This is a genomic window from Pseudoalteromonas sp. FUC4 (genome assembly GCF_008370255.1).
GTDB lineage: Bacteria > Pseudomonadota > Gammaproteobacteria > Enterobacterales > Alteromonadaceae > Pseudoalteromonas.
On the sequence record NZ_SEUI01000001.1, the window covers coordinates 1306005 to 1328089 of the forward strand.

The 22085-nt window shown below is 37.4% G+C and carries 18 protein-coding genes; 8 read left to right on the forward strand and 10 right to left on the reverse strand.

Annotation, left to right across the window (positions count from 1 at the left end; all coding sequences use genetic code 11):
• The first annotated feature begins 535 nt into the window (after positions 1–535).
• Both EU510_RS05845 and EU510_RS05850 read left to right on the forward strand, forming a co-directional pair.
• Positions 536–757 (forward strand): hypothetical protein, encoded by a 222-nt coding sequence (locus EU510_RS05845; RefSeq protein WP_008136222.1) that lies wholly within the window; start codon positions 536–538, stop codon positions 755–757.
• A complete protein-coding gene (locus tag EU510_RS05850) occupies positions 750–1631 on the forward strand; it encodes a site-specific integrase (RefSeq protein WP_149592648.1) in 882 nt (293 codons plus the stop codon). Before EU510_RS05845 ends, EU510_RS05850 begins: the two co-directional genes overlap by 8 nt.
• Before the next feature lie 540 nt (positions 1632–2171).
• Here the strand turns inward: EU510_RS05850 and EU510_RS05855 are convergent.
• The 4 genes from EU510_RS05855 to EU510_RS05870 all read right to left on the reverse strand — a co-directional run bounded on the left by EU510_RS05855 (position 2172) and on the right by EU510_RS05870 (position 6976).
• Entirely contained in the window at positions 2172–3206 is a 1035-nt protein-coding gene (locus EU510_RS05855) for a hypothetical protein (protein WP_149592649.1), read from the reverse strand.
• 27 nt (positions 3207–3233) lie between these two features.
• The gene (locus EU510_RS05860; RefSeq protein ID WP_149592650.1) at positions 3234–4508 is read right to left on the reverse strand and encodes a tyrosine-type recombinase/integrase; all 1275 of its coding nucleotides are present in this window, start codon (positions 4506–4508) and stop codon (positions 3234–3236) included.
• Between the two features lie 489 nt (positions 4509–4997).
• Positions 4998–5246, reverse strand: a complete 249-nt coding sequence (locus EU510_RS05865; RefSeq protein ID WP_007378343.1) for a hypothetical protein — start codon at positions 5244–5246, stop codon at positions 4998–5000.
• A 92-nt stretch (positions 5247–5338) separates the two neighbouring features.
• Positions 5339–6976: a cyanophycinase gene (locus EU510_RS05870; protein ID WP_149592651.1), complete on the reverse strand. Its 1638-nt coding sequence runs from the start codon at positions 6974–6976 to the stop codon at positions 5339–5341.
• 264 nt (positions 6977–7240) lie between these two features.
• Between EU510_RS05870 and EU510_RS05875 the strand changes: the two genes are divergently transcribed.
• The 3 genes from EU510_RS05875 (at position 7241) to EU510_RS05885 (ending at position 9240) form a co-directional block, all read left to right on the forward strand.
• Positions 7241–7828 carry a hypothetical protein gene (locus EU510_RS05875; protein ID WP_149592652.1) on the forward strand — a complete coding sequence of 196 codons (588 nt, stop codon included), beginning with the start codon at positions 7241–7243 and terminating at the stop codon, positions 7826–7828.
• A 97-nt stretch (positions 7829–7925) separates the two neighbouring features.
• Positions 7926–8840 (forward strand): zinc dependent phospholipase C family protein, encoded by a 915-nt coding sequence (locus EU510_RS05880; protein ID WP_149592653.1) that lies wholly within the window; start codon positions 7926–7928, stop codon positions 8838–8840.
• Between the two features lies 1 nt (position 8841).
• Positions 8842–9240: a hypothetical protein gene (locus EU510_RS05885; RefSeq protein ID WP_149592654.1), complete on the forward strand. Its 399-nt coding sequence runs from the start codon at positions 8842–8844 to the stop codon at positions 9238–9240.
• A gap of 23 nt (positions 9241–9263) precedes the next feature.
• Here EU510_RS05885 and EU510_RS05890 read toward each other — a convergent pair whose 3' ends face one another.
• Positions 9264–11534 (reverse strand): EAL domain-containing protein, encoded by a 2271-nt coding sequence (locus tag EU510_RS05890; RefSeq protein ID WP_149592655.1) that lies wholly within the window; start codon positions 11532–11534, stop codon positions 9264–9266.
• A 126-nt stretch (positions 11535–11660) separates the two neighbouring features.
• Complete coding sequence (locus EU510_RS05895) at positions 11661–14510, reverse strand: UvrD-helicase domain-containing protein (RefSeq protein WP_149592656.1); 2850 nt, start codon at positions 14508–14510, stop codon at positions 11661–11663.
• A gap of 283 nt (positions 14511–14793) precedes the next feature.
• Between EU510_RS05895 and EU510_RS05900 the strand changes: the two genes are divergently transcribed.
• From EU510_RS05900 to EU510_RS05910, 3 genes are all read left to right on the forward strand, one after another.
• Positions 14794–15531, forward strand: a complete 738-nt coding sequence (locus tag EU510_RS05900) for a hypothetical protein (protein WP_149592657.1) — start codon at positions 14794–14796, stop codon at positions 15529–15531.
• A 114-nt stretch (positions 15532–15645) separates the two neighbouring features.
• Positions 15646–16560 (forward strand): M14 family metallocarboxypeptidase, encoded by a 915-nt coding sequence (locus EU510_RS05905; protein WP_149592658.1) that lies wholly within the window; start codon positions 15646–15648, stop codon positions 16558–16560.
• A 73-nt stretch (positions 16561–16633) separates the two neighbouring features.
• Positions 16634–17044 carry a hypothetical protein gene (locus EU510_RS05910; RefSeq protein WP_149592659.1) on the forward strand — a complete coding sequence of 137 codons (411 nt, stop codon included), beginning with the start codon at positions 16634–16636 and terminating at the stop codon, positions 17042–17044.
• Between the two features lie 42 nt (positions 17045–17086).
• Here the strand turns inward: EU510_RS05910 and ccoG are convergent, their stop codons facing one another.
• From ccoG to EU510_RS05930, 4 genes are all read right to left on the reverse strand, one after another.
• Positions 17087–18469: a cytochrome c oxidase accessory protein CcoG gene (gene ccoG / locus EU510_RS05915; RefSeq protein WP_149592660.1), complete on the reverse strand. Its 1383-nt coding sequence runs from the start codon at positions 18467–18469 to the stop codon at positions 17087–17089.
• 145 nt (positions 18470–18614) lie between these two features.
• Positions 18615–20033, reverse strand: coding sequence for a sigma-54 interaction domain-containing protein (locus tag EU510_RS05920; protein WP_149592661.1), 1419 nt, complete (start codon positions 20031–20033; stop codon positions 18615–18617).
• A gap of 93 nt (positions 20034–20126) precedes the next feature.
• Entirely contained in the window at positions 20127–21431 is a 1305-nt protein-coding gene (locus EU510_RS05925) for an ABC1 kinase family protein (protein ID WP_149592662.1), read from the reverse strand.
• A gap of 68 nt (positions 21432–21499) precedes the next feature.
• Positions 21500–22054, reverse strand: coding sequence for a DUF1439 domain-containing protein (locus EU510_RS05930; protein WP_149592663.1), 555 nt, complete (start codon positions 22052–22054; stop codon positions 21500–21502).
• Positions 22055–22085 lie beyond the last annotated feature (31 nt).

The window sequence follows — 22085 nt, forward strand, 5'->3', positions numbered from 1 at the left end:
CTTACAAATAAGCGACAACCAACGAAACTTCATCGGATATCATAAGGGTTTTCTAATACCTTACTTCTACAAATGAGCTAATACCAATTTTAATAGAGGCATCATGAGCAATAGCCTCTCTTTAAACATTGGGGCTTCGCCCCTGTCCCCCGCTATGTCGAAGCCGAAAATCGGCTTACACATAGCGGGGGACAACACATTCACACTCTTATACGCAGGTTTTATTTGCAGATTGAAAAATATTTCTAAAGTGGTAATCTTATTGTTACTTAAGCTCTAACGAGCCAGAAAAAAACAGGCGCTATTCTGCTGCCTTCAACACGTAGTAACGAGGTAAATACTATCTTTTAAAAGGTAGTAACCAATCAAAAACGGCGCACTCCAGCTGCTGACAACACGTAGAAATGAGGTTAATAATCAGGCGAGATCAGTCCGAGCCTTTCGCATATGCGAAAAACAGGGGCGAATAGGCTTAAGTGCCGCTGAGCTTTATTGCCAGTCAATCTTACAACCTTAATACGACTGGAGTCATACCATGAAATTCGATGCCCTAATCGAAGTCCAAAAACTAAAATTTGAAAGTAAGTTAATCGCAGGAAGCCGTAAAAAAACATCTAAGCTTGATAAACATAAATTCGAGCTAATAGAAATTTACAAGCAAGGGTCAAACATTGTCGAGCTTCAGCGCTGGCTAAAGCGTAAAGGTATCAATGCTCATTGGTCAACAATTCAAAGATGGATTAAAAAACATGGCTAAATTTGCGAAACCAAAAACTCAAGCACACAATGTCATAAAAGGGCTTACAAAAAGTAAGCTTATAAAGTCTCTTGGAACTGCCAGAAACTACGAGCAATCACTTAACACCGTTGCCTCTTGGGCTAAAGATATTGGCATAAACGGTATTCAGGCAATGACCATCGATCAAGCTCTCAATTATTTAGATTACCGAAAAGAAATAGTGGGTCAAAAATCACTGGATATGGAGCGCCAAGCTATACAAGCAATGATGAGGCTAAACGGCAAACTTAAAGATAAGCAAACCCTCCCCGTTATTAAATCAATTAATCAGCAAATTCTTAAATCACGCGCCTACACCACAGAGCAAACACAAATAATAAGTAAGCACCAAACATCTAAATATTCATTATCAACACAAATAGCACTATCTGCGGGGCTTCGTGCGCATGAATTATTGACCATAGCCAAAGTTGAAGAGCGCAAAGCAGATAAACGACCAGCTTTTGATTCAAAATGGTCTGGTAGAAACGGTGTGATATATACCGTAACAGGTAAAGGAGGTTTAACACGCGAAGTACTAATACCTCACGATTTATCAGCTAAATTAGAACTTCGCAAATTTAAAAAGCCTATCACTGTTGTTGATAGAAAAATAAGCTACTTACAGCGGTACAATATTGGAGGTGGTAAAAAATGGTCTGATTCATTTAATAAAGCATCAAACCGTACGCTTTCATTTTCCAACGGTGCTCACGGCCTAAGGCATAGCTACGCACAAGAAAGGTTATTAGAGCTGATACTCAACCAATATCCATATCAAATAGCATTAGAGACCGTTTCACAAGAAATGGGGCATTTTAGGCCAGAAATCACTGAAGTGTATTTACGTTAAGTTAAAGCTACCGTGAAGATAGCCTTAATTTCAAGTCTTATCTATTTCTTTGAAGATTTACTAGGTTTTAATCCTGGGGTGTTCCCTGGAGTATTTTTGTTATCACGTCTACGTTTATCAGGTTTGCCAGTTGAATCAGCAATTGGTTTTGGTCCAGGTTTAAGAGCCATAATCGTTATCCTTTCAATTAAGAGGAAGTCCCTCAATTATGAGTATAGCTTTAAACAAAAATTTAGAGGTTGTTATCGATAAATAATTACTTATTCGCTAAATCGAAAATGTACAATTTGAATGGAACCTAAAAATAATGCATGGGAATAAAAAGTCTGATTAACTTTCTACTGGAAAGATATGTAATCTGAAGTTAAAATTTATTGATATGGCCAGTAACAAATGAAGCGACATTAATGTCGCTTCACAAGAGGCTTAAAGAAATATAAGTTTATTATCTAAACAGTTTTAAAGTATTTTACATACCTTTTGATTCACTTTGAATAGTCATATATAACCTCCAGATGTTGGATAAATTTATTGTAGCTACTAAGAATCTTCTTTGCAAGAAGATATTTGTACAGATACTTTATCGTTAATGCCAAGCATCTCTATGCTATCTGGCAAATTGAAAGTCTCATTCAAACCTACCTCTGACTTTTCTGATACTATTTTTGGCGTAGAGTTCGTCCCACCTTTTTGAATAAAGACCGAAACAAATATCTTAGAAGCACTTCGATTTTCGATACATAAGTCAAACTTTTCAGTAAATCGAATGAAAGACATACTCATAGTTTCATTAATGTCACTTAGTAGGTCGTAAACACAATGATACTCTCTTGTATCATCAGCCCCGAGTCGTATGTTGTAATCTTTAACTTTAAAAGCACTACCAGTTAAATTTTGAGGTGGGGATACAATTCCTCCCTCATCATCAACAAAACACGACAATTTCCCCCAAACTTTATGCAGCTTTAGAACTTCATCATCAGGAACAAGTGAGAAATTTCCAATATTATGATTTAGTGAGTGATTGTGGTGTAAGTTTTTTAATCGAAATCTAGTCGAAACAATTGATGTAAAGAATTTTTCATCAACATTCGTGATTGTAACAGCTCTCTTATATTGCTCTGTAATACAAGACGACTTGTTCATCATAGTAACAAGATATTCCATGTAGGGATGAGTTTCTGTTAATCTGGGGAAAAAATGATGAATTTTAGCTCGAAGACCATCAGACCTTGGATGCTTCATTGAAGGAATAGAAACAGCAAAACCAATTATTGCAAAAAACCAATAATCTTGTTCTGCCGATGCATAAAATGAAATAGTATAATTATCTTTAGACTCTGGAAAAGCAGATACTTCTTTCCACCAAGCGAGCAGTTCATGGATGTAATATAGATTTGAATCACCATCCTGAAAATATACACCAGCTACAGTACCTAAATAAATCAGGGTCAGTCCATAAATGACAAATATAGATAAAACAAATTTGCCTAAATTATCTCTTAAAGTGATTAATAGACTCTCATACAATTTCGCTGCATACAGACTTAAATTAGCTTTATTTTTACTGCCCACTGAAACCTCTTAGTTAGTTCTTATATTTTAAGTACCTATCGAAACAACACGCTTTAATCGCCTACTCCAACTTTCTAAAGCTATGGTTCGCTTTTCCATATACTCTTGAAGATTATACACTTTTTGCATACCTTGTAACTGATGATTTAGTATCTTTTCAACTACTATCGGATCTGTTCTAATATCAGTATCACCTAAGCGAGTCGCAACCGTTCTGCGTAAATCGTGAGGTACAAATTTTGGGACTCCTAATTGTTCTAATTTACGGCTTATGGAGCGTGACAGTGAGTGCCTGTCAATCGGTTGCTCACCTGGGCCTGATTTATTAGTTGTTGTACTCGGGAATACATATTTAGAATTAAGATAGCCAAATGCTGCACGTAATTCATCAAGCAGAATAACCATATTTTGAGTAATTGGCACTTTATGGGTTCTCTCGCCATCTTTGTTTTGCTTTACTCGCTCAGCTGGGATTGTCCATATCATTTTGTCAAAATCAAATTCTTGCCATTGTGCGCCTGTGACCTCTATTGGCCTGCAACCGGTTAACGTTATGCACTTTAATGCGTAAATAACTTGCTGGCTTATACCTAGCTTTGGTAGGCGCTCAAATACTTGAATAACTTCTTCAAACTCAAGCGCTCTGGTTCGAGACTTTTCAAGGCCGCCTACACTTTTCTTTTTAACCGTACTAACAGGATTGCCCTGCATAAGGTCTCGCTCAACACCGAAGTCGAACATTTGTTTTAAAATAGAGAGTGTTTTATTTGCTTGGGTATTTGAGCCCCGATCTTTTATTGGGTCAAGCACCTTATTAAGAACATCACGCCGAGTTATCTCTTTGAGTTTATAATTTCCAATAAAGGGCAAAATGTCTTTTTTGAACATTCTCATTACGGGATCTACGTCTTTTCGGTTAACTTTAATGTCTCTTTCAATAAACTCTTGGGCAAGCTCTTCAACGGTTGGGGATGTATCTTCGATAAACTGCTGCTTTAGTGATAGCTGCTTTGTTTCGTATACGTCTTCACCTAAAGCAACTCGCCCTTTTAAGCTTTCAACTTCCTTGCGAACATCTTTTAAATCGCACTCACCAAAGTATCCTAAATGGTAATTACGCTGTTTACCTTTGATGCCACCAAAACGATAATTTAAGTAAAGTGCAATTTTACGCTTTTTATCATTTTGTGTTTTACCTACACGCGCATGAAAACCACTTAACTTTGTGTCATTTATCCGTTTAATAGGTTCAGGGACTGAGCTTAATAACGAATCAGTTAATAACATTTTCACGACAGACATATGTAGCACCAAATATTAAACATAAAGTACATGCAGCATATATGTAGCATCACCCGTATTCAACTACTTAATTCTACTTAGAGCTAACCTACACTAATAAATTAAATTTAAACCATTTAAAACAATAAGTTAAATGAAAACTAAGTACTACTTGTAGCTACTTAACTCTACTTAAATCTAATCGTAACTTTTATGGGGTGGCAGGGGTCGAGAGTTCGAATCTCTCCATACCGACCAATTAATACCTCTATATCAAAAAGTTAAACTTCTCTTCAAAATATAGCCAAAACTTACCTGTGGCACTATCTTATTTATCAAAGCGCACTTAATAAAAAAAGAATTTACCTATTAAACTTTATGGTTTTTGAGTGGATTGTATTGAATTGTTATTTACTTGAAGTGGTCTTTGTGGAATCTATATGAAGCAATTTAATTTCAATTTATTGAAATTAAAATAAAAAAGCGCTCTAAGCGCTTTTTATTAAAGTGCTAGTGCTTGCGCCCTACTCCATTACGTACCATGTCTTGCCCTGTTTGGAATACGTCTTCTGTAATACCGCGTGCTAAAAGTAGCTTTTGTTGGTCGTCAAACACGGCTACAAAACGACTACCATCACTATTGTTTGTTGCCATACCAACGCCCGAAACACCTTTAAGGCCAAGACCGCCGTTTTCTACATTTAATAAAAAGCTTTCTAGCTCGGCTAGACTAGAAATTACATCATTTTCTTTATTCATTTTAATACTCTTTTAGTAAGGCTTTTAAATCATTATGGTGGCTATTTTATAGAGAAGAGCCAAAAACTTAAACCCTTGGCTCAGGTTAGTCACTAAATCGACTTTATAGCTAACTCTAAATTGCTTAGCGCACAACCAAACTCTTTTGCATTGATGCGATGATACTGCGTGTCACTCGTTGCTGTAAGGCTAATTATAAACTCGTCTTGTTGGGCTACCGCACTTTGCTCTTGGCTTAAACACATAGCTTGAGTAAGTGAACGTAGTTTTGAATTTGTTAAAATTGAGCCAAAACGCTGTACCGGTAATGGCGGCATTTTTATCTCGGGTAACGCTTGGCTTATAGTGCGCTCACTCAGAGTAAACGTGTTATTGGTAATATCAATTACGCTGCCCGTAGGCCAGTACGAATAACGATAGTTATTAGCATTTTTTTGAGGCTTGCCTTGCTCACTTAAGTGCACAACACCACTTTTGCCTATTACGGTCATTAAACTACCTTCTGGTGATTTAATAACAACCAAAGCTGTATTTTCATCAATACCAAAGCCATGTTGAATCTCTGCTTTAGTATTTTTCACTTCGTTTTTATTTAACGCCGCTGCAAGCCTAAACGTGCGGTTTTGTTCGCTAAATTGAGTATCTATAACACCAAAGTTAAAGCTGCCAAGTCCACCAGCATTAGCGTTAGTTTCACTTTTACGAAGAGCTTCAAGGCTTGTTGTATTCGTAAATATGCCCGCTATTTTGCTTTGGATTGCAGCGCCCGCTCCTTCACCTACAATTACTGGGCGAGTTTGCAATGCTTGCGTCCACGGGTATGGGTTATTGTTTTGATCAAATAATACCTTGTGAGTTAATGCTGCATTACCGCTATTAAACATCACACCGGTACTATTTTTAATAAGTGACACAAGTGCATTAGTGCCATTTTTACATAAAGTGTATTCGGCCTTTGTGCGATCGGGATAAATCACTTCACGGTTATACACATTCATTAATGTATTTCTGAAAGCGGGTAATTCATCACACGAGTTACTCGTAATCGCTTTAGCAAGCGCTGGCGTTAGTGCTAACCATTGAGTGCTTATATTTGATTGTGCCAAAAGACCTTGCGCTACATCTGCCGACTCATAAGGGTCGCGGCTCGATGCCGTAATAGCAAGCATGGTGGGTTTTGAGTTATTAACCTTTAAACTACCCGACACAAATTGTAAAATATTATTAGTCGCAACCTCATTATTAAAATCGGTATTTACGTGCTCTTTTAAACGCTCACCGTTTTTATTAAGTAGCGGTACTTCTAGCATATCAAATACAAAGTTGTATTCTTGCTGAGTCAGGCTTTCTAATTGCTGGTTATTTATATCGCGCCATAGCCAGAGTAAATCAGTTTTTGATACGTTATTTGACGATTTACTTTGTATGGTTTTAAGTGTTTTTAATACAGCCGTTTTTGTCTCAACATTATTATCAGGCCAATGCTGCGCGATGTTTTTTATTTGAGGGCTGCTAAGTGTATATAAATTATGTGACTTACCATCAATAACAGCGTCTTTTTGACAATTATTAAGCTTGGCGCTAGTGCAGGTAGTAAGCTCTGAGCCCACTAAAATTAAAGTTTGGCTTTGCTCTTGAGCCACTGCATTTATTGAAAAACCAGCACCCAGCAACGCCACTAACATACCTCGTAATTTAGGCTGTTGATTACGTAAAAATGCACATATCATAATGTAAACTCTAATATAAATAATAAAACTAATGTGTTGCAGTTTAACAGCTAGCCACTTGAGCCTAAATATATTTTTATAAATGTTAAATAATTCAAGCCCCCTAAAAAGCGATAGCGTTAAGTACTTCATTTAAATAGATTGTTTAGTTTACATACTTACCATTATAAATATTGACTAAACAAATTTAAACCGAGCATTTATTGATCAAACCCATTGTTTAAATTACGGTGGTGTATTGTTTTATGTAACTGGGGGTGAAATATGGACTTTTCTAATGAAGAGGTAAATTTTTTAGCTGAGTTATTCAAACCAAATACAAAGCAGCGCTCTCCCCGTAATCATATGCTTACAATGAAAAGCTCTGTACCCGCGAGTATTGCTCACCTTTTTAGCCATGCTAATTTAACTTTGCTTGCTGAAGTTGCTAATTATCAACTTTGGTTTCCCCTGCAATTAAAAATTGATGATTTAGGTGTAATTAACCCCATTTTGAGCGCACCAGAGGTAATTGATACAAAAGGCACTCAGCGCAGTTGGCGTTGGAGTAAACTAAATATTAAAAGCCAAGGTTTTAATATTGAATCGATTTCCAGTACAGGTATATTTTTAAAACCATTAAAAAGTGGAAAGAGCGTAAAAAAATTACAGCACATGAGCTTTACCTTACCCAACAAAGAAAGCATATCAATGGATGTAGAACCCGTTAGGCAAAGTAGCCTAGGAATTGCAGCAAAAATAACTCAAATTCATAGCGGACAAGAACAACTAAGGGCTTACCTATTTGAAGAACATAAACGTCAATATGCTAAATTATACGAAAATGGCCAATTAGTTGAACAGCTAATTTAATAACCGTTTAACAACCTAACTTGCACTTACTTAACTTTATTTAACGCTGCCTCAATGTTAATCTGTACCCCTATTTATAAATCATAAGGATATGACAATGCCAGGTGCTTTTGCGCACATTACTGCGGTTAATATTGCAACGCAAACCAAGTCACTCGCTAAAATGGATATGCCTAAAAAGGCAAAACTTATTTTAAGCCAACGCCAAGCATACCTTGAACTAGGCTGTGTAGCCCCCGATTACCCTTATTTAGCTGTAGCGCAGCCTAGCCAAAATGCATGGGCCGATCTAATGCATTACGAGCACACAGGCGATTTACTAAAAGCCATGATTGAACACTGTAAAACACTTGAAGGTGAAGCATTTGAGAAGTGTTTTGCTTGGTTATGCGGTTATATGGCCCATGTTGCTGCAGATATAACAGTGCACCCGGTTGTTGAATTAAAAGTAGGCCCTTACGAGCAAAACCAAACGGCGCACCGTACCTGTGAAATGAATCAAGATGCGTTTATTTGGCAACGTTTAAATTTAGGTGAGTTAGGCTACGCTGATCGCGTACAACAAAATATTGGCTCTTGTACTAATGAGGACGATAATTTTGATACCGATATTACACAAATTTGGCAACATGCATTATTAACAGTTCACCCAAGCTACGCCGCACAACACGCTCCTAACTTAAATTCATGGCATAACGGTTTTCAGCTTGTAGTAAATAATGTTGAAGAAAGCTATCGGTTATTTGCCTGTGCACGTCATGTTGCTGCTGATTTAGGTTTGTTTTATCCCCGTCCAAACGAAGTAGACCCTACCTTTATTGAACAACTAAAAACGCCGCACGAGCCTATGCATTACAACGATATTTTTGACTTTGCCGTTAGTAACATTCAGCACTACATAACCATTATTGCCAATGCCGTATTTTTAGATACTGATTACAGTGCAATTAAAAATTGGAACCTAGATACAGGCTACGATGAACACAATACGATGACGGTATGGAGCAAATAACATGAAACACTTACTATGCATAAGCTTAATTGTATTACTTAGCGGTTGTTACACTTCAAAAAATAACAATCCAGAAATAATGGCCGATTTAGCCTCGCAATTAAAAGATATTGCTACAGCTGTAGACGGCACTTTAAAGTTTAGTGAAACATCCTATTCATCGACTGATGAGTTATTAAAAGCTGCCGTTAATAACGATTTAAGCAAACTTGCACCCTTTGGGAAATACACCCTTATTGTAAACGTACAAGATGATAACGCAGTGCTACTTTTATGTGATGCTAATACTGCTTTAATTGAAGATGCAGGCTGTACCGCTCAATCAGATATACAGCATTGGGGATCAGGAGTTATTCATCAGTGCGAAATAACTATAAACGCCCAACAGCTCTGTAATTAGGCAATAAAATACCCGCTATACATTTAAAGTTGAGCCGCTATCTCGTTGGAGTTAAATACTAAGCCATAGCGGCTAACATGCGCTGCAAAATTTTCGGCAGGCATTGGCTTCGCAAAGTAAAAGCCCTGAAATTCTTTACACCCCATTTGCGTCATTATTGCTACTTGCTCTTGGGTTTCTACGCCTTCAGCTACACACTTAATATCAAGCTCTTCACACATAACATGCACCGCTTTAACTAAACTTTTTTGACGCGTAGAGCTTGTTACTTGGCTTATTAATGAGCGATCTAACTTGAGCTTGTTAATAGGGTAATCGGCAAGGCGTGCAATATTAGAATACCCCACTCCAAAATCATCAACCGAAATAGTAAAACCCCACGATTGCAGTGTTTGCATAAGCTTTAGCGAATGTGCTTGGTTTGCCTCAAGAGAGGTTTCAGTCAGTTCTAACTCAATCTGAGGTGGCTTTACGTTAAAGTCGGCAAGGTATTTAACCAGTTTTGACATAAAGTCGGTTTGGCTAAAATCAATTAGAGATATATTTATTGCCACCGGCACACTCGGTAAACCCGCCTTGGTCCAATCGGCAATTTGAGCGCACACCTTTTGAATAATCAGGTCGGTTAATCGACTGACCATTCTGTATTCTTCGGCAATAGGAATAAAAACCACTGGCGACACATTACCTAATATTGGACTGTTCCAACGCGCTAAAGCTTCAAGCCCTATACATTGACCCGTTGCATCTACTTTAGGTTGATAATGCACCGACAAATCGCCCTGCTGAAGGGCTTCATCTAATAACATCGAAATTTCATATTTTTCGATAAAAGCTTGTGATTGTTTCTCGTTATAACCACTAAGATGCATATTACAGTTTGCAACTTTAAGCGCTTCACATGCATTGCTAAGTACTGTTGTGCTGTTTTTTCCGTGATCAGGGTACTTTGCAAAACCAAATAAAAATGATTGCTGACACTTAGTGCCAAACACATTATATGTTTTATCTAATGTATTTTTTATTTGCATTAATAGCTTATCTTCAAGCCCACTTTGCGAGTTTGCCCCAATTATAAAAGCCAGCTTTCCTACTCCTATATGGGCACACAACAGCGGCCCATCCGCCATCGCCTTTAAACGCTTGTATGCATTAATAAGTAATGCTTGTGAGTCGGCTTTAGTAAGCTTTAAATTTAAATATTCACTATTTGCACTTTGGGTAACAACGATATAAAAACCTTTTTGGTATTTGCTTGTTAATCTGTCGCATTGCAGCTCAAACCATTCTCTATTGGGTAGTTTTGTTTGCGAGTCTCTAAAGCGTAAACGTTTATTTTCTTGTTCCATCATCGATAAATTTTGTTTAATGAGCTGCTCTTGCGTGCAATCGTAAAAGTCGTATACACGGTAGTTTGTGCTCATTGTTATTTGCTGATAACTGGCTTTAAAATAGCTTTTTTTGTACTTCACAATTTTATTTTGCGCATTTGGATCGTCAAAAACTAAAGAGGGGAATAAATGAGAGAGGTTAACGCATTCTTCTTTTAATTCTTTTTTTATACCAAACATATCAATAGCATGTTGATTAAAATCAGTAATAACTAGATTTTCGTCAACAATAATTTTTGCTTTATTTGATTCAGTGAATAGGCTTCGATAAAGCTCATTTTTGTCTTGAAGGTGAGTATTGGCGCTTATCATTGTGTTGTTTAAACGCTTAGCAGCCACAATTGTGCGTGCTACAGCAAGCGGAATACAAATGTTAAAAAATAAAAATATAAGCCCTGTAATGTATAAGCTGGCATCGGGAAGTTGTTGAGCAATGCCGGTTAAGCCCGATACATCAACGTTATTGATGATCATATAAAACGGTACAATATTTAATATGCCATAAGCTAAGGCTGTTCTATGCCCAAGCAGCATAAGTGCGATTATTGGGCAGGAATACATATACATAGAGCCCACTTTTGCAAGCTCTAGGTCTGTTAAAAATAAGTTCATTGACACGCTAGCAGCTACAATGGCGATTAAAAGTGCATGAGCGCTAAAGTGATAAAAACGCTTACTTGCTATAAGTAAACCACATGCAGTAGCAAAAAAGCTGCTTGTTAGTACAATGATATAGATTAAGTTGAATTCAATAGCGCTTGTGTACGTGTGGCACGCCACAGCAAAACATAACACCATTACTAATGATAGAATAATGCGCAGTGCACTTATCCGCCAATTAGCAACCTGACCAGGGGCTGAATAATGGTCATTTAATAAAAAGAATCTATTGAAAAAATGCATAATAAACAACAGTTAAAGCTCATTATTCTATTAGACATTGATAACTTGTTAAAATCAATCAAATGAATATAATTTCTATTTACATTGTTCTATAAAATAGACAAGTGTAAACCTGCTTATTAGCCGTTAAGCACTTATTTTTCGAGTGTTTTTACAGTTATCTTCTTTAAGAGCGAAACCACTGCAGCCTAAAAATTCACCGTGCTTAGATTTACGTTTACACATTTCGCGACCACACTTTTCACAAATTGGATGCTGCGTTTTACAGTCTATATTCACACATTGAGAATATGTGCTTTTATCAACCGATGGGCTACTACAGCTTTTGCACACTCGCAATTTAGTTTCGCAAATTTGCGTATTAGTACAGCTATAATAGTCACCATACTGACCCGTTTTTGGCACAATTAACCCGTCGCTGCACGTATTACACTCTCTTTGCTTAAGTTGCGACTTGTTAAACAATGTTGAAGCGATTTGAATAGGATAATCGTCATTTACTAGTTCTTTTACAAACGCGGAGCATGCATAAGGGTCGGCAATTAAATACGCTTTATGTTTAGCGCGCGTGATACCTACATAAAGCAAACGCCTTTCCTCTGAGTGAGTGAATTCATCTTGCTTTGGTAATAACGACTCCACCAGCACGTTATTTTGATTATCGCTAGGAAACCCTAATTTACCTTGTTCAAAGCCAATAATAATACAGTAATCAGCTTCAAGCCCCTTAGCGCTATGCAATGTCCAAAAATAAAGAGGGTTTGTATGCTTTTTACCTTTTAAATGCTGCTGCACGCTATTTAACATGTACCTATATCGACTAAGGATGGCAATGCTCGCTGATGCATCGTTTTTTTGAATAGTGCTTATGCTCTGCTGTACTTTTATTTCTACCGATTTAGTACCTTGGTATAAATCGTCTAATAAAATGACTTGTGGTGAAGTTACTTGTGTATGTGTGCTGATCTGCTTTTTATATTGCTCAGGGTTTTGCATTACAAAACGCCCTGCTACATCACTAATACTATTGTTATATCTAAATGTTTTTTGCAACATGGTAAGTGAGTGGCTGCCCACTAATTCATTAAAGCGTGTGGTAAGCGCTAAATTACCACCCGAGAACCGATAAATTGCTTGCCAATCATCACCGACCGCAGTAAAGCGTATTCCTTTGCCATATTTTAATATGGCATTTAAAAAGCCCATACGCGCGCTTGATATATCTTGAAATTCATCAACTAAAATATGGCTCCACACAATATTAAAATCTCCGCTTACTACTGCCTTAGTTGCTTGAATAATCATGTCGTCAAAATCAATGGCATTTTGCGTGTTTAGTTCATTTATATAAGCGTCATGAATTTGCACTAACAAATTTGCATATTGTTGATAGTTTTTAATACCACTTTGCTTAATGCGCTGTGCTATTTGCTTATTACTTAGCTGCTCCACTCGAATAGCTTGTAAGCATTTTATGTACTTATCAACCCCTTGCTGTAACTGCCCTGAGTTATTTAAAGTATGAAATATTTCGTCGTTACTTAAAGGTGTTAATTCAACATTATGCTGCTTTAATTGCTTTGCGAGAGTTTGCTCAAGCTTTCCTTCTACCCAGTTGTAATGAAAGGTTTCGAGTAAGGTGGTGCCATTTTGTTTATGTAATTTACGCTTAAATGCAATTTGCTCGTTATAGTGTTTTTTATCTATATCGGCACGTGTATTCCCTCGCTTATCAATGCCAAAGTGCTCTAAGTAAATATCGTATTGAGGTATATAAAAGTCTGGCTTATATTGCCCACTTAGCTCTGCACCTTGATTAAAGTGATAATTCACCTCATAACTGTGCGCCACGCTGTTTAAATGCAGCCAGTTTGAAATAATCACTTCCTGGTAACTTTTTACCTTATGACCCGCAAGGCTACGGTATTCGTTATCGCGTACGTATCGCTCGTACTGTGCCTTATCTTTAAAGCTAAATATATCAATCGGCTCATGGAGTAAATCAACAAATGCTTTTAAAAACTGTGGTTCGGTTTGTATTTTTTTACTTACCCACCCAGTTAACCAACTATTTAATTGAACTGGGTCGGTTGCAAATTTTGACAATTCGATTGGCTTTTTAGCACTTTGTAATAATTTAAGCCCAAGCGCATGAAACGTTAAAATAGTGGGTGCTTTGGTATGTAATTTTGCATGCACGGCGCGTTTAATAAAGCGCTCTTTAAGCTCATTGGCTGCTGTTTTATTATAGGCCAGCACCAAAATTTGCTCAGGCTTGGCAATATCACACGCTATTAAATCTAACGATTTTGCGACCATCACAGATGTTTTACCTGTACCTGCTGCCGCTAATACTAGGTTTTTATCGTTATCGCGTATTACCGCTAAGCGCTGCTCTGTTGTTAATGGATTTGACTCTACTTGATTAAAAAACTCATTTTTAAGAGTTAGCTGTTTTTTTTCATACTTATGGCGCAACTGTGTGATTGCATCGAGAGTATTGGGTGTGGAGCTCAGTATATTTAAAAATTTAATACTACTTGGCGATAAGTGTTGTTGCCATGTGTTTGCACTTTGAGCGTATTGTTTAGCAAGTAAAAACACCTCGTTATTAAGTGTTTTTATGGAACTATCACGTAAAAACTCATCTAAAGCATAACGCTTTAGCAAAGTCTTGGCGTTATTTACTTTTTGCTCAAGCATGGCTGAAAATTGCGTGTTAAGGGCGGTATTTAAAGACTTAGCTTGTGCTTTGTTTAAAAAGCTAATTGATGTATTGCTACTATCGCACAAATTAATTTTGGCGCTAAATAAACGATTTTTAAGTATTGAGTAATTATAAAAGTCTTTAATTAAAAATGTCCGCGCGGGAGCACTTCTAAAGTGCACAACAAGGTGCTCTTGTTCAATAGTTACGTGTTTAATACGGGTAAAAAAACGGCCTAGCCAACTTGGAGTAGCAATATACTGCGCCATAATACTCAATATGAAGATATGCTTTGACTTGATTGTAACATATTCTTTTGTAATACATTTAGCGCTAAATAGATGCTTACTTAGCAAACAATTTAATTGGTAAATTAGTTTTTAAAACCTAATACTTAATGTTTTGCTTACACCCGTTAACAAATTTAAACATTTATCGATAGCGTGGTGTGTAACAATGCACACATACAAACTTATACTTCATATAATTGTTAGATATATCCCCAATTAAACAATTATTTACAGCCTAATTTAGTGGTTTAAAGGAGCTAACATGCTTAAAAAATGCATTACCACAACGGCTTTAATTTTAGCATTATGCGCTTGCACGTCAGAAACAGAGTCGAATTTAGTAAAAACAAAAGGAATTTGGGCAGGCTTTGAACTGGTTTCTGACGGTAACCGCACGCGTGTTAACGCAGAACTAAATGCGGGAGATGCTAAGGGCTCAAATATTGTTTTAAGCGACAGCGACTCATTACAAGCTGTTGTTAATAACACTACTATTGTACTTACAAAAGATACCGACATTTTAGACGTTGATTACCAAGCATATATAAATGCCACTGACGATAACCAACAGTTTGATATAAAATTTAAACGAAACGATGGCATAAATGCGAACTCAGCTGTGGAACTACCTTTAAATTTTATTATTTTAACGCCGAGTAACAATCAAACTTTTAATATTAGTAACCCCCTTACAGTTCAGCTAGATGGCACTGATCCTAATAGTACTAATCAAGTAGAACTTAGCAGTATCTGCACTAACAATAATAATGAAACACTTTTACAATCAACGCTTTTTACGCTTAGTACTTCACGCCTTGAAATAGATTTGCAAAGCTTAGATATGTTTAGCAGCTCGCAAGTAGATCAAAGTAAAACGTGTAGTTTAACAGTTAGTGTAAAACGTGAACGACTCGGTAGTATTTCAGGTGAGCTCGCAAATCAAAGTTATATTAAAGCCCAGCAATCACGTGCTATTAAAAATATGACTTTAACGTTTTAATTTGCACGCTAATTTACTCAGCGTTAAGCTATGCCTTTATTAAGTAATTTTACCAATTGTAATTACCCTCCTTATTTATAGGAGAACTAATTACAATTGATATAAAGGTTTATTATGACTAACAGCACATACCCTATTGGCACACCAGGCAAAAAATGGAATAACAACGATAAAGCCCAGTGGTTAGCACGCCAAAACATTAAACGCAGTTACCAAAACGAAGTCGTAACGCTAATTAATGACCTTAAAAGCACCTTAGATATAGAGCAATACGGCGAGCTTAATTACGCCGCTGGTACTTACCCATTATATATATTAAAAACGCCTAACTTTAATGCCAATAAACCAACTGTTTTAATCACCGGTGGTGTACATGGCTACGAAACCAGTGGCGTACATGGCGCACTTAGGTTTGCTAAAACATCCGCTATACAATATTGCGAACAGTTTAATATTATTGTTGCCCCCTGCATTAGCCCTTGGGGATATGAAACAATAAACCGCTGGAACCCAGACGCTATTGATCCTAATCGCTCATTTTACGAGGGAAGCCCAGCTCAAGAATCAGCCGCTATTATGGCGTTCGTAAAATCATTAGGTACTGACTTAATCGCTCATATTGATTTACACGAAACAACCGACAGCGATAACAGTGAATTTAGACCCGCACTTGCTGCCCGTGAAGGCACTACAAACACTAATTGGAATATACCTGATGGGTTTTATTTAGTGGCCGATACCAATAAGCCTGAGCCTAAATTTCAAAAAGTAATTATCGAAGATGTAGCAAAGGTTACGCACATTGCACCGAGCGATGAAAACAACCAGCTAATAGGTGTGCCTCAAGAGCAATTTGGCGTTATTAATTACGCAGCACGCGACCTTGGTTTATGTATGGGCTTTACTGATGCCCCTTATGTAACCACTACAGAGGTATATCCTGATAGCCCTACAGCCACAGATGAAGAATGTATATTGGCTCAGGTAGCGGTTATTAAAAGTGCACTTAACTATATTAAAGCACTTTAGTGTGTTTGCAGCCGCTTATATCCTGCTGGCTGCTAAACTAAATTTAAATAAAAAGCTAATTTAGGAAGTATTGATGGAATACGAGAATAAAAACGGACACGTTAATTTATCACTAGAAGGCAATATAGTTATTGCACAATTTAGCGGAAACCTAGAACTTGAGCTTTTAAGTAATTTTAAAACAGCACTTTTTGAAACCATTCAATCATTTAAAGGCGAGAAATGGGGTTATATAAGTGACTCATCAAACGTTGTAGCTGCAACCCCACAGGCCGAGCAAGAAATGGTAGCCATAAGCCACAGCATGCAGCAAAACAACTGTTTAATTAGCGCGTTTGTGCTTACATCACCTATTGCTATAAGCCAAATGCAACGAATAATGCAAAACGCCAAAAGAGACGTTTCTTTCAAAGATTGTCTTTTTGATAATCTAGAATCGGCAAAGCATTTTATTTTAAATGAATTAAACAATGACTTGAGCTAAGTAAAGCTCAAATCATTGTTTATATAGAGCTTATATACTGTACTAATTTTTATAAAATTGGCTGTCTTTGGTTATAGTAATGCTGGCATCTTCTTGCGCTGTTACTACAAATTGTAACTTACTCACTTTGTGCGCAATATTGTAACCATCGGCTGTTACAGTTACAGGAACTCTTTTCATTGCACCTGGCTGTATAAGTGTAGAACTTGGACTTGAGAGTGTTGCTTCTGGCAAGCCCTCTATGGCAATACTGTAATGCAGTGCTTGCTGCGTTTTATTAATAATAGTAAGTGTATAAGGGTTTTCTACCAGACCCTCGTAGTTCACTCTGTAGAGCGCATTCCTATCTCGTAGTACTGAGGCTTCTATTGGTGTGCGTTGCAGCATCCATGCAAACATAGAAATGATTAACAAAGCCGTTAGTGCGCCGTATCCTACTAGTTTTAATCTAAATGGATTGGTTTTTTTACCCTCCATTTGTTTTTCACTGGCGTATTTAATTAAGCCTTTTTCGTAACCAAACTTATTCATGGTATCGTCGCAAGCATCAATACATAAGCCACAGTTTATACATTCATACTGCAAGCCATTTCGAATGTCTATACCTGCAGGACATACCTCTACACATAAGTTACAGTCTACACAGTCACCTAAGTTAAGCTCTTTTGGATCGGCTTTGCGTTTACGTGGTCCACGGCTTTCACCACGCTCGCTATGATAGGTAACAAGCAACGTATCTTTATCAAACATCACTGCCTGAAAACGAGAATACGGGCAAGCAATTGTGCACATTTTTTCGCGTAAAAACCCTGCATTACCGTAGGTGCAAAAAGCGAATAAAAACACCCAAAAGCTCGTAATACCTGACCATTCAAATGTAAGCATTTCCATATACAAACTTTTTGCTGGAATAAAATACGCCATAAACGAGGTGGCGGTTAAAACTGAAATAACAATCCACGCACTGTGCTTAGTAATTTTTTTGCGCCAAGTACTTAACGTCCACTGAGATTTATCTAATTTAATTCGCTGATTTCGTGTACCTTCTATGCGCTGCTCTACCCACGAAAACATAAGCATCCAAATTGTTTGCGGGCACGTATATCCACACCAAACCCGACCAAGCCAGTTAGTTACAAAAAATAACGCAAAAGCCCCCACCATGAATAGCAGGGCTAAAATCATAAAATCTTGAGGAAGGAGTGTTAAACCAAAAATAGTAAAAGTTTGCGTTGCCACATCAAGCAGCACAGCTTGTTGACCGTTATATTGAATCCACGGTATTGCAATAAAAGTTAGCATTAACAGCCAACCTAAATTACGGCGTATGCGCTGAAAAAATCCTTTTTGCTCACGGATATAAATTGGCCCTTCGGTGTTATAGGGCTTAATGATCATGTCTTCTTCTTTAATATCAAACTTCATAGTACTTGCTTCATAATGACGGGTATTAAGCAAGTATTTGCAACTTTCAGACCAAGCTGAAACTTTAATTACTTCATTGATATTAAAGAAATTATTTTAAAAAACAAAAGACAAACTTGCGATATAAAGCGAAATTCGCGATATATCACGAATTTTTAGCAATACCTAACTTTCGCATTTTTGAGCGTAGTGTACTCTCAGGTAAGCCTAATTTAACTGCCGCCCCTTTATCACCCGATATTTGCCAGTGCGATAACGCAAGAACAGAGATTATATGCTGCTTTTGCGCTTCATCGAGCGTAAGTGAGGGATTAATAACGACTTCACCACCCGCTTGCAAAGGCTGGCTTAGCTGAAGTACCGCTTGATTAGATAAAATAGCTTCGCGTTCAAGTACATTTTGCAACTCTCTAATATTGCCTGGCCAATCGTAAGCCTGCAGCTGCGTAATTGCTTTTTTACTTAGCCCTTTTAAGTTTTTCCCGAGCCGCTTATTTAGCTGTGCAATTAAATTAGCGCATAAATAAGGAATATCTTCTTTTCGATCTTTAAGGGCGGGTACTTTTATAGGAAATACATTTAGCCGGTAATACAAATCAATTCTAAACGTGCCTTTTTGTACCATTTCCCACAGGTCGCGATTAGTCGCTGCAATTACTCTAATGTTTACTTTTAACGTATTGCTACCACCTACGCGTTCAAACTCTTGTTCTTGCAGGACTCTCAGTAATTTACTTTGCGCCTCAAGTGGAAGCTCTGCTATCTCATCTAAAAACAAGGTGCCTTTGTCAGCAAGCTCAAAGCGCCCTTTACGGCGTTCATTGGCACCTGTAAACGCGCCCTTTTCATGGCCAAACAATTCCGACTCTAGCAAGCTCGGTGTAAATGCAGCGCAATTTACTTTTATAAAAGCTTGCTCGCTACGTTTGCTTAGCCGATACAAATTACGAGCTACTAATTCTTTACCCGTGCCATTTTCGCCAAGTATAAGCACTGTGCTGTCGGTTTCACTTACCAGTTTTATTTGATCTAACATGGTTTGAAATATATGGCTTTGTCCAACTAGCCCTGAGTCTTGCCAATCTTCGTTAAGTTCTGCAATTAAGTAGTTGTTTTCATCTTTTAGCTGCTCACTTAAATGCTTTACTTGAGTAAGTGCTTCTTGCAGAGCATTTTGTGTTTGCTGTTGCAGTGATATGTCGCGAAATACCGCTACAGCACCAATTAACTCATCATTTTGATAAACCGGTGTTGAGGTGTATTCCACTGCAAATGAGCTACCGTCTTTACGCCAAAAAACTTCATTTTTAACTTCACGACGTTTTCCGTCAAACATGGTGCAATATATTTGGCATTCATTAGCGGGATAAGGTGTGCCATCAGCATGAGTATGGTGATGATATTGATGTATTTTTTTACCTAATAGTTCCTCAGCGCACCAGCCTGTCATGCGCTCAGCGGCAGGGTTAACAAACACCGCATTACCCGATAGGTCAAAACCGTATATGCCCTCACCTACTGCGTTTAGCAATAATTTAGGATCGTTTAAAAATTGTTTTATCATAAATACACCTCGCGAAATATCGCGAGCATTATGGCAATTTTATACGCTAAGTGCACTCATTACTTAAAGTGCACTTACGCGTAAGTTAAAAAGCTATAAATAGTGCTTAAATAACGTTTTTACATCTATTTTTGCACCTAGCCTTGCGGCAATTAAATAAAGTCCTGCAAGTTTTCGATGAATGAATAGCGCATCAACGGGCGGTGTATGCCATTGCTTAGATTGCGCACTAAGGGCAAGCCCTGCATTTTTAATTTTGAGCGCGAGTTCGCTGTTTTTAAAATCAAACTCGCCATTTACTCTTAGTGGCTCGCACGCCATTAAAAATAAATCAATAACATTATTTTTATACTCATCAACTAAGTCATTTTTAAAATAACCAATGTGTGAAGCCGCTTTAAGTACACCTTCTCTGTTGTTTTCACTACCCGCTTTAAATAAATCTAAATAAGCGCAGCTAAGCTCAGATGATATTGCTCGCGTTGCACCATAATCAAATAAAACAATTTTTTGTGTATCAAGCTGATAATGAAAGTTGGCAAAGTTAGGATCGGTTTGAATGAGTTTAAATTCAAACATTTCTTTAAAAAACAAATCAATAAGTTGCTCTGCAACAAAGCTTTTTTGACTATCTGGTAGCTCTGTAATGCTCTCAATAGGCTCTGCGTTTATATATTCCATAGTCAGTACTTGTTGTGTGCTGTGCTCTGGATATACGTTAGGCACTTTAAAGTGGGGATTACTTGCTAGTGCATGTTTATACCGTATTAAATATTGCGCTTCCCGCTTATAATCAGCCTCGGCTAATAACTGCGCTTTAGCCTCACTAATAAGTGGTTTAATATTTAAATCTTTTGGCAATAATCGAGAAATCGTTAATAACGAAATAACATTATCGACATCGCTTACTACACTTTTTGCAATACCAGGGTATTGGATTTTAACAGCAAGCTGATCGCCATTTTCTTTATAAGCTAAATGTACTTGCCCTATAGAAGCCGCTGCAAAAGGTCTTAACTCAATGTGAGAAAAACGCGCTAGCCAGTCATCCCCCCATTGCTCTTTTAATACTTCAACAAGCTGCTTATGAGGCATTGGATTCGCGTCTGAGCGAAGTAAAGCAAGTAACTGAGCCAATTCAGGACTAAGTAAATCACCGGCATCCATTGAGAGCAATTGCCCGAGCTTCATTGCTGCACCACGCAAGTGTGATAGCTGTGTGGCTAGTTTTTCAATATTTTTAGGCTGTAGTAGTAAGCTTTTATTATCCCAACCTTTACCCGTTAGCGCGCTCTTAGCACCATCAACTAACATATTGGTAGCAACACCTGTGGCAAGTGAGCCTAATTTTGCAAAACGGGAAAGCCGAGAAGTGGGAACAGTGCGAGGAGCCGCCATAATATTAAAACCTAATTAGCCTGAAAGTCAGGCTAATTAATACGTATATTGTAAGTAGGTAGATCTACTTATAGACGAGGTACTAGCTTAATTGCGCCTTCAACCACTTGCATATCAAGTGGAAGTTTACTAAGTAGCATCATTTTAGGGTCATCCATGTTTAATGTATAAACTGGGTTAACCGCTAAAAAAGCATTAATAACATCCATTGCTTGGTTATCAAGTGCACCTATATTGCCTTTAAAACCACCGGCATCTACACTCGAATCAAGTAATTTAATATTACGTAAAAACACTGCTTTTTTCTCACTGTCGTAAAATGGGCTACCTTCAATTTGCAGCTTTAAACGCACTGGATACTTAAGTGCGAATGCATTAATCTCAGCGCTCGAATCGGCACCAAGCACAACAACATCGCGGTTATCAGGTCCAATATTTACACTTAGGTCGTTTACATCAAACTGAACCGGTAAACCCATTAAGCTTACTTTTTCACTTAACTTTGGTAATTGCTTACCCAGTACAGATTCAACCTCAGAGTTAGTAAATGAATATACTGATATGCCTTGCGTAGTATTACAGGCTGTTAAAAATAACGCTGCAATAATAACTAAAATTCTCATGAGAACCCTTTTGTTTATAAATTAGTGGTAC

Coding starts and splice junctions, on each gene's coding strand:
- EU510_RS05845 (WP_008136222.1), top strand. CDS start 536: ATGAAATTCGATGCCCTAATCGAAGTCCAAAAACTAAAATTTGAAAGT.
- EU510_RS05880 (WP_149592653.1), top strand. CDS start 7,926: ATGCCAGGTGCTTTTGCGCACATTACTGCGGTTAATATTGCAACGCAA.
- EU510_RS05905 (WP_149592658.1), top strand. CDS start 15,646: ATGACTAACAGCACATACCCTATTGGCACACCAGGCAAAAAATGGAAT.
- EU510_RS05860 (WP_149592650.1), bottom strand. CDS start 4,508: ATGTCTGTCGTGAAAATGTTATTAACTGATTCGTTATTAAGCTCAGTC.
- EU510_RS05875 (WP_149592652.1), top strand. CDS start 7,241: ATGGACTTTTCTAATGAAGAGGTAAATTTTTTAGCTGAGTTATTCAAA.
- EU510_RS05870 (WP_149592651.1), bottom strand. CDS start 6,976: ATGATATGTGCATTTTTACGTAATCAACAGCCTAAATTACGAGGTATG.
- EU510_RS05910 (WP_149592659.1), top strand. CDS start 16,634: ATGGAATACGAGAATAAAAACGGACACGTTAATTTATCACTAGAAGGC.
- EU510_RS05890 (WP_149592655.1), bottom strand. CDS start 11,534: ATGCATTTTTTCAATAGATTCTTTTTATTAAATGACCATTATTCAGCC.
- EU510_RS05850 (WP_149592648.1), top strand. CDS start 750: ATGGCTAAATTTGCGAAACCAAAAACTCAAGCACACAATGTCATAAAA.
- EU510_RS05900 (WP_149592657.1), top strand. CDS start 14,794: ATGCTTAAAAAATGCATTACCACAACGGCTTTAATTTTAGCATTATGC.
- EU510_RS05885 (WP_149592654.1), top strand. CDS start 8,842: ATGAAACACTTACTATGCATAAGCTTAATTGTATTACTTAGCGGTTGT.
- EU510_RS05920 (WP_149592661.1), bottom strand. CDS start 20,033: ATGATAAAACAATTTTTAAACGATCCTAAATTATTGCTAAACGCAGTA.
- EU510_RS05895 (WP_149592656.1), bottom strand. CDS start 14,510: ATGGCGCAGTATATTGCTACTCCAAGTTGGCTAGGCCGTTTTTTTACC.
- ccoG (WP_149592660.1), bottom strand. CDS start 18,469: ATGAAGTTTGATATTAAAGAAGAAGACATGATCATTAAGCCCTATAAC.
- EU510_RS05865 (WP_007378343.1), bottom strand. CDS start 5,246: ATGAATAAAGAAAATGATGTAATTTCTAGTCTAGCCGAGCTAGAAAGC.
- EU510_RS05925 (WP_149592662.1), bottom strand. CDS start 21,431: ATGGCGGCTCCTCGCACTGTTCCCACTTCTCGGCTTTCCCGTTTTGCA.
- EU510_RS05930 (WP_149592663.1), bottom strand. CDS start 22,054: ATGAGAATTTTAGTTATTATTGCAGCGTTATTTTTAACAGCCTGTAAT.